This is a genomic window from Nocardia vermiculata NBRC 100427 (assembly GCF_001613265.1).
GTDB classification, from domain to species: domain Bacteria; phylum Actinomycetota; class Actinomycetes; order Mycobacteriales; family Mycobacteriaceae; genus Nocardia; species Nocardia vermiculata.
Window position 1 is genome coordinate 23,271 of record NZ_BDCA01000005.1, and the last position, 13,524, is coordinate 36,794.

At 65.8% G+C, this 13,524-nt stretch carries 12 protein-coding genes; 10 read left to right on the forward strand and 2 right to left on the reverse strand.

All coding sequences use genetic code 11. The features are described from left to right. Nucleotides 1–5: 5 nt before the first annotated feature. Together NV2_RS08175 and NV2_RS08180 are read right to left on the reverse strand one after the other, a co-directional pair. Nucleotides 6–461, reverse strand: a complete 456-nt coding sequence (locus NV2_RS08175; protein ID WP_157102801.1) for a DUF6508 domain-containing protein — start codon at nt 459–461, stop codon at nt 6–8. 93 nt (nt 462–554) lie between these two features. Further along, the gene (locus tag NV2_RS08180; protein WP_067870953.1) at nt 555–1,262 is read right to left on the reverse strand and encodes a MerR family transcriptional regulator; all 708 of its coding nucleotides are present in this window, start codon (nt 1,260–1,262) and stop codon (nt 555–557) included. 351 nt (nt 1,263–1,613) lie between these two features. Here NV2_RS08180 and NV2_RS08185 point away from each other — a divergent pair, with 351 nt between their 5' ends. The 10 genes from NV2_RS08185 (at nt 1,614) to NV2_RS32645 (ending at nt 13,524) form a co-directional block, all read left to right on the forward strand. Then, nucleotides 1,614–2,018, forward strand: coding sequence for a hypothetical protein (locus NV2_RS08185; protein WP_067870954.1), 405 nt, complete (start codon nt 1,614–1,616; stop codon nt 2,016–2,018). A 49-nt stretch (nt 2,019–2,067) separates the two neighbouring features. Continuing rightward, nucleotides 2,068–2,961: an ROK family protein gene (locus NV2_RS08190; protein WP_067870955.1), complete on the forward strand. Its 894-nt coding sequence runs from the start codon at nt 2,068–2,070 to the stop codon at nt 2,959–2,961. A 143-nt stretch (nt 2,962–3,104) separates the two neighbouring features. Then, entirely contained in the window at nt 3,105–4,253 is a 1,149-nt protein-coding gene (locus tag NV2_RS08195) for a GAF domain-containing protein (RefSeq protein WP_067870956.1), read from the forward strand. 72 nt (nt 4,254–4,325) lie between these two features. Beyond that, on the forward strand, nt 4,326–5,339 hold the full coding sequence (locus tag NV2_RS08200) for a conjugal transfer protein (RefSeq protein WP_245662504.1): 1,014 nt from the start codon (nt 4,326–4,328) through the stop codon (nt 5,337–5,339). Nucleotides 5,340–5,355: 16 nt separating this feature from the next. Next, nucleotides 5,356–5,616 carry a hypothetical protein gene (locus tag NV2_RS08205; protein WP_067870958.1) on the forward strand — a complete coding sequence of 87 codons (261 nt, stop codon included), beginning with the start codon at nt 5,356–5,358 and terminating at the stop codon, nt 5,614–5,616. Continuing rightward, nucleotides 5,613–6,131 carry a hypothetical protein gene (locus NV2_RS08210; protein WP_174550561.1) on the forward strand — a complete coding sequence of 173 codons (519 nt, stop codon included), beginning with the start codon at nt 5,613–5,615 and terminating at the stop codon, nt 6,129–6,131. Before NV2_RS08205 ends, NV2_RS08210 begins: the two co-directional genes overlap by 4 nt. Then, nucleotides 6,132–8,666, forward strand: coding sequence for an ATP-binding protein (locus NV2_RS08215; RefSeq protein WP_067870959.1), 2,535 nt, complete (start codon nt 6,132–6,134; stop codon nt 8,664–8,666). It begins immediately after the preceding gene. Continuing rightward, the gene (locus NV2_RS31705; RefSeq protein WP_067870960.1) at nt 8,663–11,149 is read left to right on the forward strand and encodes a hypothetical protein; all 2,487 of its coding nucleotides are present in this window, start codon (nt 8,663–8,665) and stop codon (nt 11,147–11,149) included. The genes NV2_RS08215 and NV2_RS31705 overlap by 4 nt, the downstream gene beginning before the upstream one ends. Nucleotides 11,150–11,242: 93 nt before the next feature. Beyond that, a complete protein-coding gene (locus NV2_RS08225) occupies nt 11,243–12,067 on the forward strand; it encodes an NlpC/P60 family protein (RefSeq protein WP_067870961.1) in 825 nt (274 codons plus the stop codon). Then, the gene (locus tag NV2_RS32645; RefSeq protein WP_084474164.1) at nt 12,064–13,524 is read left to right on the forward strand and encodes a C40 family peptidase; all 1,461 of its coding nucleotides are present in this window, start codon (nt 12,064–12,066) and stop codon (nt 13,522–13,524) included. The genes NV2_RS08225 and NV2_RS32645 overlap by 4 nt, the downstream gene beginning before the upstream one ends.

Genomic DNA, 13,524 nt, shown 5'->3' on the forward strand with positions numbered 1-13,524 from the left:
AGATTTCAACGCCCCGAGTGGGGATACGTGTGCTGATGCAGGCGATGTAACAACGTCTGCATCAGCCCGGTCTCGAATGCCGAAGTCAAGGTGCCCTCGGTGAAACGGTCCGCGCGCACCAGTAGGGTCAGGTATTGCAGGCATTCCTGCGGCGAGGCTGCCGCGAGGACGGGGCGGTCTCCTCGCGCGATCACCTGCTGACCCTCTTCCCAACTGCCCCAGTTGAAATGGGTCAGCAAGAGGTGTTTGTCGACGAGAAATCTGACGATCTCGTCGATGATCCGATCCTTGCGCGCCCACGGCGGACTGCCGCCGGGTCTGTCGGTGACCTTCTCGCCGAACGACCCCTCGTGTTTGTCGACGCGGCATACCAACTCTGTCAGCACACCGCGGTCGTGGGCTGTGAGTCCGCCCAGTGCGGCATCGGCCGATTCGACCATCGTGGGGCTGGCCTGTGTCACCTTCGGGCACCTCCATATGTGAAAACTACAGATTTCATACCATGGAGTAACTTGTCGCGCAGAGTTATCCGCGCGGTGACGGACCGCGCGGGCCTACTGCTCGCCGTCGCGCGCCGGCGGAATTTCGGCGTGCTGGGCGAAGGCCTGATCGACGAGTTCGGAGGCGGCGCGAGTGACGATCAGCCGTGCGATGGCCAGATCGGTTTCCAGTCGCGCGCGATCCTTGGCCGTGCGCGGGGAGGCTTCATAGGACTGCCCGGCCAGGCAATAGAACAGTTCGGTGGCGTAGCGGTCGGCGATCTGATTGCAGTCCGCGCGCAGGCGCTCGACGAGCTGGAAGGCCGTGCTGTCCGGAACGCCGTTGTCGATCAGGCGGCCGGCGAGATCGCCGCAGCGCGGGTTGGTGACGCGATACGCGTCCAATGGATCGGTACTGCCCGCCAGTGCCTGTTTCACGTAATCCGGGAGGTCGGCGAGTGGATCGTCACTCACTGACTGATCCGGTTCGGCCGCGGGTTCACGCTCACCCGGCGGTTCGCTGACGCCCAACACGTCGGCGAGCCCGTCGCCACGGTCCCACGCCTCCAGCAGTTCGCGGATTCCGTTCAGTTTCATGCCGCGGCTGAGTAGTCGGCTGATAGTGTGCAGCCGGTCCAGGTGGTCGGTGTCGTAATAGCCGATCCGCCCTCTGACCTCGGGCGATGGCAACAGGCCACGCTCGTGGTAAACGCGGACGCTGCGTACGGTCGTATCCGCTGCCCGCGCGAGCTCGTCGATTGTGTACTCCGAGTGCACAGCCATACCTCTCAGGAAATCACACTAACCCCGCAGAAAAACGGACCGTACAAAAACGTCCCGTTAAGGAACGATACAACCGTGCAACGACTTGGTCAATGAGCCGTTAAATAGCGGCAGAAGTGGTTGCCGCCAGTCGAATCGTGGGTTAACGTGCCGAGTACAGCAGTTCGCTGCTGGTTGCCGGGGACTGTTGAGCAGCCCCGATGCCCGACCGCCCCCAGGCCATGTCTGCGAGTCGCCACGCGCCGCCGCACACGTGTGTCCTCGGCATCCCCGGAGACGAATATGACCACCATTCACTCGCGCCGTTGTTCTGTCGAATCCACCGCGCTGCCGCGTCTTTCGAGCACTCCTGTGCCCTCTTCCAAAGTATCCGCACCGGCCGGCAACCGCCCGCCGTGTGCCGACGGGCCCGACGACTGGGATCTCGACGTGGGTAATCCGGAATCCTGGCGTTCCGCGGTGCGGACGTGTGCGGCCTGCCCACTGTTGGCCGAATGTTCGCAGCTCGCGCAGGCATTGACCGCCCGGGGGGACGGGCCGCGAGCCATGATCTGGGCCGGGGTGGCCTACGACAGTGCGGGACGGGTCGTGGAGAACCTGGATCGGCACCGGACCACACCGCTGGATCACAAGCGTCCCCTGCGGATTATTCGCACCGGAGCCCGGCCGGTATGTACCGAACCGGCACCGGCTACTCCGCGTCGTCGTATCGTGCTGGGGCGCCGGTTGCGACCGGCGGCGACCGGTGGTTGCTGACTGCAGCACCGGTTGACAGGCGCAAATAAACTGTGACAGTGGGTATTTCATGACAGTGCTGGCGTTGGAAATCGGGCCCGCGGGGTTCGCGGCAACACGTGTCGCCGACGATGTGGGTGCGGACGAGATCCGGCGTGCGCCGATTCCTGCTACCGGTGCCTGGGATGTCTGCCGAACCTTGTTGCTCGATGCCGCTGCGGGCGAGGGTGTCACCGCGGTCGGGATAGCGTCCACCGGGCCGATCGATATGACCGCGGGTGTTGTCGCTCCCGCCGCTGTGGCCGAATGGCAGACCGGCTTCGAGCTGGTCGAATCCATATCGAAGGCCTTTCCGGATGCGAGTGTGCAACTCGGTCTGGACGGTGTGTGCCTGGCGCTCGCCGAACAGAACTTCGGTGCTACCGCCGGGGTCATGGACGCGATGTCGGTGACCGTGTCGGATCGGATCACCGCGGGGGTCATGGTCGGTGGACTCGTCGTAGTGGGGCGTACCGGTAATGCCGGGCATCTCGGGCACATGCTGGTCCCGGGCTTCGACGAACTGTGCGAGTGTGGCGGGACCGGCTGTGTGGAAGCTGTCGCCGGTGGAGCGGCCGCACTGCGCTGGGCACGGGCCCGCGGATGGGCGGGTACGTCGGTCGCCGACCTGGTGGCGGCGGCCCGGTCCGGCGACGACACCGCGACAGCCGCCTTCGATCGAGCGGGTACCGCGTTGGGCCGGGCCATTGCTTCGGTTGCGCCGCTGCTGGATATCGGCCTCGTCGTTGTCGGTGGTTCGATGGCGGAGGCCGGCCCGGCCTTCTGGACACCGTTGAACCGAGCGGTGGCCACCCATGCTCGAGCCGGCTTCCTCACCGCGCTGCGGGTCGTACCGTCGGAGTTGGAGGACTTCGGTTCGCTGGCGGGCGCGGGTGTCCTCGCCCTCATCGCGGCGCAACAGTAAGGGGCTCGTCGCGTCCGGTCTACCGTTTCGGGTCTCTGTTACCTGTTGATCGCACCGCTAGTTAACGGTACATTGTCCAAGTCACGATGATCGTTCGATTCGTTGATCATGAGTGCGGAGGACGGCTGTGCAGGGCAAGTGCGATGAGTGACGTGACGATCGGCTGGACGACGATCGAGACGCTGTCACCGGAGACGATGTCGGTGGCCTCGGTCGGGGACGCGCCCCGCGGATTCGCGGGCTGGCAACGTGTGCTGCAGCGGCAACTGGCGAAGATGCCGGCGATCTACGACGGCCTGTCCACCGCTCGGATCGCGGAGGCGATGATGTCGGCGCGTGATCACGCACAGGACGTCGATCTGCGCATAGCTACCCGCTCGGGTCCGCACCGGATGCTGATCAAACCCGTTTTCGGACCGGGTGGCGACGTGCACGCCATTCGGATCTGGCTGGGCCCGGCCGCGGCCGAGGTGCCGCCGATGCGCCCTGCGGTCGGCGCGATCTGGGACCTCGGCACACAGACATTCCAGCAGCCCGGCGGTATGGCCCGGCTGTCCGGGATGTCCGCCGAGGAGTATGCCCCGGGAACATCGGTCGCCGAGCTGTTCCACCGGATGTCCGGGTTCGACCGCCATGCCGAGATGCTCGATCTGTTGTACGACCCCAGCGGCGGCGGGAAACTCCAGTTCGACACCACGATCCGCTCCGACGGTGAACGCCCCGGACGATGGCGCATCAGTATTCGGGCCCGCGACGACGCACGATCCAGAGGTGCCTGGTTGCTGATCGAGGAGATCGATACCGAGCACACCCCGGCATCGTGGTCGACCCTGGAACAGGTCGGGCTACGAGAAGCGCACCGCAGGGCCGGTACTCATCTGGCAGTGCTGCAACTCGAGTACATGAGTATTTCGCATTGGCTCACCGATCCGGCACCGTGGATGCGCTGGGATTATCTGTTCCGGCCCACAGACGTGTTCCATCCCGACGACAGATCCCGCCTCCCGGAACTGGAAGCTCGCCTGCGGGCCGGTGATTCGGCGGGCGTCACCATTCGAGCGCTGAACTACGGCGGCGGCTACACCCCTACCTCGTTACTGCTCTATCCGTATCCGGGGTATTCGGCACGGCAGCTGGCCATCGCGCAACTGGTGCGGGTCGCTGACGACCTGCCGGTGATGGAACCGCACCGGCAGCCGCCGGGGCTCGTGGACCGGGGTGGACCGATCGGTTACGACGACCAGCTACGTCACCGTCTGGCGGGCCGCATGAAGCGGAGCGCGGTGTGCTGAACCCGACTCTACTTCCCATCACAGGGAACAGTCGCCGAGGTGAAAGACGTTGCTCTCTCTACCATTCCGAGAGTGCGGGCTAATGCTGGTAGATCGGCGGATTCGGGTGAGGCGCTGCTTCGCCGGATGGCCGCGCGACGCCGGCGTGACAATATCGTCGTCGCGGTCCTGGCAGTGCTCGCAGTTCTCGGTGGTGGGCATGCCGTGCTGTCCTGGTTCGACGAACCACCGCACGGCCCGTCGGATGCCGACACCATCACCGTCATCGGCCATGCACAGCTGGCCTCCTCGTTCGCCGAGGATTTCGTCGTGTCGTATCTGGGGGCCACCGCAGGACAGCAGGACCGCATCTCGGAATATGTCGAGGCCGATCAGCAGATGCGGTTACCCTCCACCGCACATCCGGTCACCGACCCCGTCACGGTGCACCTGAGCCGAGCCGAATCCAGTGCGAGCGTCGATGTCTGGACGGTAACCGTCTCGGTCCACGAAGGTCGTAGCGGGACTACCGCCGGCACGCGCCGTTACTACCAAGTCGCGGTATCGGTCACGCCGGACGGGCGCCGACGGGCCCTCACCCTCCCGGCAGCAGTCGATCCGCCCGGCCGGGGCCCGGACATTTCGCTCGCCTACGCCACGCCGTGCTCGGCGGAGACGCCGCTGGCCGACGTAGCCTCCGGCTTTTTGAAGGCCTATCTGACCGGCTCCGGGGATGTGGCCCGATACATCGCCGCCGGCGCGGGCATCACCTCGCTGCAACCTGCGCCGTTCACCGACCTGGACAGCGTCTCGGTCACCTCCGCGGACTCCAGTTGTGGCAGCAGTTCCGAGGCCGCGCAGGTACTGGCCACGGTGTCGCCGAAGGGGAAGTCGGGAGCATCGGCGTCGCTGTCCTACCCGCTGAGTATGGTGCGGTCCTCCGGACAGTGGCAGGTACAGGGCATCGATCGAGTTCCCGCATTGACCAGCCCACTGACCGTGGTCACCGAGACCGGCCCCGCAGGCGCGGGGGGACCGGTGCCGACCAGCAGTTCGCCCGCCGTGCCGACGACGACGGTGCAGATCCCGCCGGCGACGCAGAACTGATCGAGAAGGGATACCCATGCACAATCTGAACGCGCTGCTCTACTACATCCTGCTGGTGGTGCGAGCTCTCGGAATCATCGTCATCACGATTCTGGCCATGGGAATCCTCATCTCCGAGGCAGCCAAGTCGAAGCTTTCGCCGACCAAGGTACTCGGTGTGGTCGGCTCGGCGATCCTGGCCGCGGTGCTGTTCTGGATGCTGCCGACCCTGGTCAACTACGCGCGTGCGGACGCGACGGGCGTGGTCCCGGACCAGCCGGTGGGGCGGTACCAATGACCCAGCTGATCAAGGTGTACACGCCGATCAAACGGGTGCCCACCATGATCGGCAAGGCTCAGAACGGGCAGAAACTACCGTTCGGCCCCTACACCTTGCCGCAGGTCGCGGGTGGCATCGTGGTAGTGCTGGTGACCTCGGTCCTGGCGATGATCCTGCCGGTGAACCCGGCCGTCGTCTTCGTCGCGGGGCTGATTCTGACGATCGTGGCGGTCTTCGGACTCGGACTGCTGCCCTACAGCGGGGTACGGGTCATTTCGCGCGCGCTGTGGTTCGCGCGCCTGGTGTTCGTCCGCGCACCGGTCTCCGCGTCCGGGTTCCCGGTCACGAGCGAGTCGGCGCGGCACACCATGTTCATCGAGGAAACCGTGGTCGTCATCTTTCCCGACGGCCCGGTCGAACGAGTGCCGGACAAGCCGACACCGCATCCGGAAAGCATCGTGGAACTGCTTGCCTCGCAAGGGACCACGTCGACCGGCGGCGGTGAACGAGTTCCGGCGGGAGGGACCCACTGAATGGCGTTCGAGCGAGATCTGCAACCCACCGCGGCCGTCCGTGGCAACCTGCAATTCACCCATTCGGGAATGGTCACGGCGACCTACTTCATCAATCCGCTGGGATACGGGTTGCGCAAGTCGGCCGACAAATTCGATGTGAAGGCCGCCCACCACGCGCTGATCAACAATCTGCCCGACGGTTCACTGCTGCTCGGTATCCAGGCGCGGCTCAACACCATCGACGTGCTCGGCAAAATGGTCGAGGGGGTCGATCTCGACGAATGTGAGGATTACGCACTCGAGGTTGTCGCGGCATTCGAGCGGGTGCGTGCCATCGTCCCGCAGACGCGCATCTTCCTGCTGACGATTCCCGTCGGATCCACCGGGCCGGCACTGAGCTCACTGTCGCGCGTGTGGCGGGGCAGCACCACCACCATCGACGCGACAGCGCTCTCGCGCGCCGACCTGGAAAGCTACGACGAGACCGCGAACGAGATCCTCTCCCGGATCGGCGCGGACTTCGAGCCGGTGCCGGTGCCGGCGGCCCTGTTCCAATGGCTGTGGGAGCACTATCTGTCCCGCGGATCCGTCGGCGATCCGGTCGCACCCACCCGGGTGGGTGTACTCGACGACGCGACCGCGGCGGTCTTCCGGTCCGCGGCACTGGACGAGGGGGCCCAGGCGGACAGCAGTCGCCGGCTGCGCCCCTCCTTCGTCCCGGTGGTCAAGGTCGTGCAGCCCGATTTCGAGTTCCGGCCCTCGTATCAGGCGATGCTCACCCCACATTCGTTCCCGTACGGCGGAATGACCTTTCCCGGCGGCAGTGAATTCCTGAACGTTCTCGACGGCATCGAGAACGTGACGATCGACTGGGGAATGCGGATCTCGACCCGGGCCGCCGATGCCGTGCTGAAGAACAACGAGCAGAATCTGCGGCGGCTCGGCGAGCAGATGGACCAGCGGGACCAGGAGGTGTCGTTCGCGCAGAACACCTTGATGTCCAAGGTGCAGATGCTGGGCGAGTACAACAACCATTTCGAGGTGAACGGCGGCGAATCCGAGGTGTCGTTCACGACGGTGATCGCCGTCGGGAGCGAATCACACGAAACCACCATGGATACGGTGAACGCGCTCAAGCGCCGTTACAAACGATTCCAGGTCGAGATGACCGCACCGGTGGGCGCACAGGTCGACCTGTGGTCGATGATGATCCCGGGTAGCCCGCCGCGGCGCGCCTACGACGACTTCGCGCACATCGTGCCGTCGGACATGTGGTCGGGATTCGTGCCGTTCACCACCAGCCAGATCGGAGACGACAGCGGGCCGGCAATCGGAGTGAACCTGCTCTCGGGCAATTTCGAGCCCATTCACTTCGGCATCATGGAGGCGGCGCTGCACGATCTGTCGGCCTCGTTCGCGGTGACCGGCGAACTCGGTTCCGGCAAGTCGTATTTTCTCAAACTCGTCGCCGCCCTGGTCCACGATATGGGCGGGCAGTTCCTCGCCATCGATCGAAGTCAGGTCGGCGAGTGGGAACATTTCGCCACCGCGATCGACAATGCTGTGATCGTCGACCTCAGCAACCCCACGGTCTCGCTGGATCCGTTGCGCCTGTTCGCTCCGCGGGTGGCCGGGGAGCGGGCGCTGGATTCCATTCTGCCGCTGCTGGATCTGTCGCCGACCAGTGGGGCGGGCGCGGTCATCGGCAGCATGCTCACGCCGAAAGGCATCGCCGAGTTCGGAATCGGGAGCTTGCTGGATCTGTACCGCGTGATACAGCGGATGCGGGACGAGCCCGGCAGCAGTGAGGAGTACGCCGACCTCGCAGCGCGCCTGGGAGCCATCGTGGAGCGGGTTCCGGTCCTGTTCGATCCCGCTTTGCCGCCGCTACGGCTCGATGCCGCCGCCACCGTCATCCGCAGCCACAACCTGGCCCTGCCGACCGCCGAGGAGCTCACCACACCGCACCTGTACAACCGGCTGCCCCTGACCAAACGACTCGGTACCGCGCTGTACGAGCTGGTGGGCGTGACTGCGCGGGAGGCGTTCCTGTCCGACAACGGCCGCTTCGGCCTGCTGGTCGGCGACGAGGCACACCATTTCACTCAGACTCAGGTCGGCGCGGCGGTTACCAGCGACTTCAGCCGCGACGGCCGAAAGCACCTGGCAGCCATCGGGCTCGCATCGCACGATCCGGCCACCGACTTCCGGGGCGCCGCACACAACCTGATCCCCAACCGTTTCGTATTCCGGCAGCGCGATGAAACGCTGGCGCGCAACAGTTTGGAATGGCTCGGAGTCGACCTCGACGAGGCGCCCTTTCTGCTGCAGATCCTTCGGGAGGAGACCTCACCGCCGGTGGGACTCGGACGTCAGGTCCCGGAGGAACGCCGCGGTGAGATGTTCATGCGCGATGCGTTGAACCGCATCGGCCGCGGCAAGGTGCTCGGGCCCGCACGGCCGGATCGCGCCGAGGCGATCAGCAGTACGCCGTCCGCACCCAACTCGCGAGCAGTGACCCGGGCGGCCCTCGAAAGACAGGCCGTGCCATGACCTTCGGCACCCGAGGTGCGAAATCCGAGGTTCCGCAGTGGCGGTGGGAACTCGATTTCTTCGACACCGCCCGCTGGCGGCCGCGTGCGGTGCGGGGCCGCTGCGTGGCATGGATCTCGGCGACCCGTCGGCGCCGGTGGACCATCGGCCTGCTGCTCTCGGTGACGCTGCTGGTGGTACTGCCGGCTGTTCTCGGTGCGGTGGCATACGCGCAGAGCGGTGCCGAAGAATCCAGTGGATCGTCGGTCAACAGTGGCCTGAGCTGGATGAATGTGCGTGACTCTTCTGGAGTGGACCTGTCGCGCTACATCTTCGCCACCGACCACGGCAGCCTGTTTCATCCTGGCAATACGGCGATTTCGATGATCATCGGCCTCGAGTTCGCCGGGTGGCTGGTGATCGTCACCAGCGCCATCTGGTTGGTCGGATTCGCCATCAGCTTCGAATGGCTCAATCTGTTCAGCGGTCCACTCGAAGGTGTCGCTCACCGCCTGTCCGGGCAGATCGCGATTCCCATGTTGCTGACGCTCGCGGTGACGATCGGGGCCTTCTTCGTCGCGTGGTTCGTGGTGCGCGGCTTCCACGCCAAGGCCACCATGCAGGTGGTAGCGATGCTGCTCGTGGCCGTCATGGGACCGATCTATCTCGCTGAGCCCCTTGCCGATGTCCTGTCCTCGGACGGTCTGCTGGCGAAAGGGCGGGATATCGGAATCTCGGTGGGCGCCGGCCTCAACGGCAACAGCAGTCCGAACCCGCAGGCCCTGGTGCCGCAGATGCAGCAGGATATGGCGGACAATTTCGCTCGTCGGCCGCTGCAGGTGTGGAACTTCGGGCACGTGGTGGACAACAATTCGTCCTGTAAGAGCGCCTGGACCTCCGCGGTGATGTCCGGTGACGACGGTCAGGTCAAGTCGGGGATGAAGAACTGCGACAGCAGTGCCTACCAGGCGACCCGGGAACCGACGATGGGACAGGTCGGTACCGGCGTCATTCTGCTGCTCGCCGGGACCGTACTGCTGCTGTTCGCGGTGTACCTGTCGCTCAAAGTGATCAAGGCGGCGCTGGACACCGTCTACCACGGCTTCATGGCGATATTCGGATTCGCGGCCGGTGGATTCATCTACGGACCGACCCAGACATTCCTGGTGCGCAATGTGGTCGACGGCTTCATCGCCGGAGCCAGAATGGCCTGCTACACCATATTTCTGGCCGTATACGTGCTGTTCCTCGGCGATCTTTTCGACGAGGCCGACGGCAATGTGATGGCGATCTTCATCATCGGCGCCGTGGTCGAGGTCGTCGCGATTTTCCAGCTGCGCCGGCTCAGCAACAGCCTGACCGGCGGAAACGAGTTCGTGGCGAACCGGTTCGCGCTGGCGATGCAAGGCGGATCCGGAGGCGGCGGCGGTGGAGGCGGTGGTGGCGGTGGTGGCGCCACCGCGTTGGGTATGGGGGACATGGGAGCCAAGGGCGCGATGTCCGGACTCGGCGTGCTCGCAACACTCGGTGCCTTCAGCACGTTCAGCAGTTCCCCACTCACCGAGCTGTTGTGGGGGCGCACCCGGACCCCGCTGCGGCCGTTCGCCCGGATGGAAAGAGATTCACAGGTGGCGAACTGGGGAGCCTGGGGCAGTGCCGGTTTCGGTGGGCCGCGCGGAACCTACGTGCAGTCGATGGCGAATCGACCGCAGTTCGCGACAGCGGCGCGTGAGGCAGCTATCGGGCATGGCGGTATCAACACCGCCCAGGGCGCGGCCGCAGCACTGCAAGGTCTGACCGATGCCGGTGGTGGGCTCGATTCCGCCCGTGGCGCGTTGATGGGAGCCGGTTTCACCGATGAGCGCATAATGTCCCACGCGATCCGCTCGTGGGGCATCGTCGCCGATAATGCCGATGACTGGACCCTGGCGGACAAGCATCTCGGGCATGTGGTGGCCGCGACCCGGCGCGCCCAGGACTCCTCGGCGAAGCTGGCCCGCGGCGAAGGCAACGTCGACGAGGTCGCCGCGGATCTCGCGACCCTGCAGGCCGCCACATTCCGGATGCGCCGCAACAGTCCTGGTGGCGTGACACTCGACGGTGGTGCGCCGATGGGACGCGAACGCCGATTCGTAGAGGACTACATGGCGGCGCCGACCAAGGAGAAGATCGAGGCACTGCGACTGGTGAGTGAGGGTGGTGCCGGCACCGGGATGCTGGCGAACATCGATCAGGAGTCGGCCGCCCGCATGATGCAGTGGGTCGGTAACGAGCATGCCTACCGGGTCGAGGGTGCGGTGCAGCACCTGATGGAGGATCCGAGTGATCCGCAACGGATCCGCACCGTTCGCCGTCACCTGTCGCGAGCGACCGACACCGACGCCTGGGCCTCCGACAACCGGCGTACTCCGTGGAACGCGCTGCAGCCGCCAGGCAACAACCCACTCAATCCGAACTGGACCACCGCACACCAGGCCGTGGTTCAGCGAATGCGCGGGCAGTGACGTGCCGGCGCAGCGGTGCGGCCGGTAGCCGGGTCAGGACGAGGGGAAGCGAGAATGGCGCCGTCGGAAAATAATTCGCCACCTCGAGGTGGCATGTCGCTGCCGTGGTGGGCCTGGGTGGCCGGTCTGCTGTTTGCCGTGCCTTGTCTGATCGGCTTGCTGTTGGCGCCGGTGCTCCTGCTGTCCGACCAGGCCGAAGCGGTGAACAACGATCTGTACGACCAGTGCGAGAGCGCTATCGGGCCCGATCCCGATGCGACGGAAACGAGGACTCCCGCACGGGAATCCGATGTCGACGACGAGCTGGATCACTCCGATGTTCCGACCGCCAACCCGTATGCCAGTGCAACTGCCGAGCCCGACGATGCCTCCGTCTCGAGCTGGATGCGCCGCTGCCTCAACGGGCCGATGAGCTCGGCGGCTTATCAGATGCCGCCGCTCACCCAGCACAACGGCGGATTCGAGTCTCGTTGTGCGGCGGTGCTGGCACGGAATATCCACCTTGCCGAGGTCGCCGACCCGCTGAGCGACATGATCCGCCGGATCGTCTACCAGGCGTCGATGGCGGGGCTGACCGATACCTGCGATCCTGAGGTTCCGGCCCGGATTCCCGCGCCGGCGGCCGACGACTGCCGCCTCTCCGCACAGGTGGGACCCGTGCCGCGGTCACGCCCGGTGGTGCTGCCGGAGGCCCTCGAGCAGCAGGCGTACTGCGGGCAGCGAGTCCGGCTGTCGGCGTTGTCCGCCGGTGACGTGGTGTTCTGGGACTACGGCCCCCGGGGACCGCAACGAGCGGGAATCGCGCTGGGAGCCGACGGCGTCCTGACGGTCGATGCGGCGACCGGGAGGTTGGCAACGCTACGGATCTCCGAGGTCCGCTACGTTCAAGTCAAACGTGTGTTGAGGGCGGCGCCATGACATCACCGGCACAGACTCAGCCCGGAGTCACCACCGACGACGCGGGGGACGAGCAGTCTCCGGACTCGACGACGCCGTGGACATTGCGCCGGATGGAACAGCGAGGCAAGCCGGACAAGGATTCCGCGCCGACTGTGCCGTCCGTACCGCCGTCGACCGCTGCCCCGTCCACCACGCCCCCTGGGCCGGCACCGGCCCCCGGTGCGGCCGCGCCACCGCCGGCAGCATCGACGGGCGCGGGAGTGGTCGCGCCACCCGGGTCGCCCACCGCCCACGTCGCACCCGGATCCGCACTGCCGCCGACGGCCGGTGCGGGCGCTCCGCCACCGGCTGCCGGAAACCGGGCGACGCTGCAACCCGAGCCGGAACCGAGCCTCGTTCCCGGAATCGACGATCGAACCCTCGCCCAGGTGGCACCGACGGCGATGATGGGCGGGGCCATGGCCCTGTCCATGTTGCCGATGCTCGCCTCGGCGCTGTCCGGCTTGGCCGGTGGAAACGGTAGCGGCACCGGTGGAAATGCCGGTGACACCGGTGGCGCCGGGACCGGCGATGCGAGCGCGGCGGAGGCGGGGCTGTCGCCGCAGGCCCAGAAAGCCATCGCCGCGTTGAAGAAACTCGCCGCCGCCTACGGCGACAAGGAGTCCGACGACGCCGGCGCCGGAAAAGCCGGCAAGAAGGTGCCCACCACCGACGGTCGCGGCTCCGACTCCGTGGGGCAAGGGGCGACCGCCGATGCGATGAAGGCCAAGCGGATGTTCCACCGCACCGCCGCGAAGGCCTTCAATATTCTCGACAACGACCTGTACGACTACATCCACTCCCACGCCGGAAAACACAAGGTGGACAAGGCCGCGGTCCGCCAGTTACTCCGCGATGTCGATGCTGCGCTCGCCGAGCTGGGGCCTGCCGCGTACACCAAGGCCGGCCAGCAGAAGGTCCACCAGATACTCACCATCGCGTTGAAGAAGGCACAGGCCATCGTTTCCGGCGGCAATGTGAGCTCCAGCGAAACCGCCGCAGAGATCGACAGACTCACCAACCAGTACCTGTACAACATCTACGGCAAGAAGTATCCGAAAGTGGCGGCGTCGGGCTCACCGAAGGCGAAGCGCGCGCTCGAAACGGCGCTGGCCAAGTTGGGCAAACCATACGTGTGGGGCGCCGAGGGGCCGAATTCGTTCGACTGTTCCGGTCTGACCCAGTACGCGGCCAAATCCGCCGGGGTGAACATTCCGCGCGTGGCGGCCGACCAGTATCAGCAGTTGCCGAAGGTGGCGGGCAACAAGATTCAGCCGGGCGACCTGATCTTTCCCGCCTCCGAATTCAACGGTGGCAGTCCCACTCACGTGATGATGTATATCGGCGACGGCAAGGTCGTCGAGGCGCCCCACACGGGTGCGACGGTGCGGATCAAGGCGCTGCCCGGCAGTTATTACGCCACGCGCTGGGCCTGA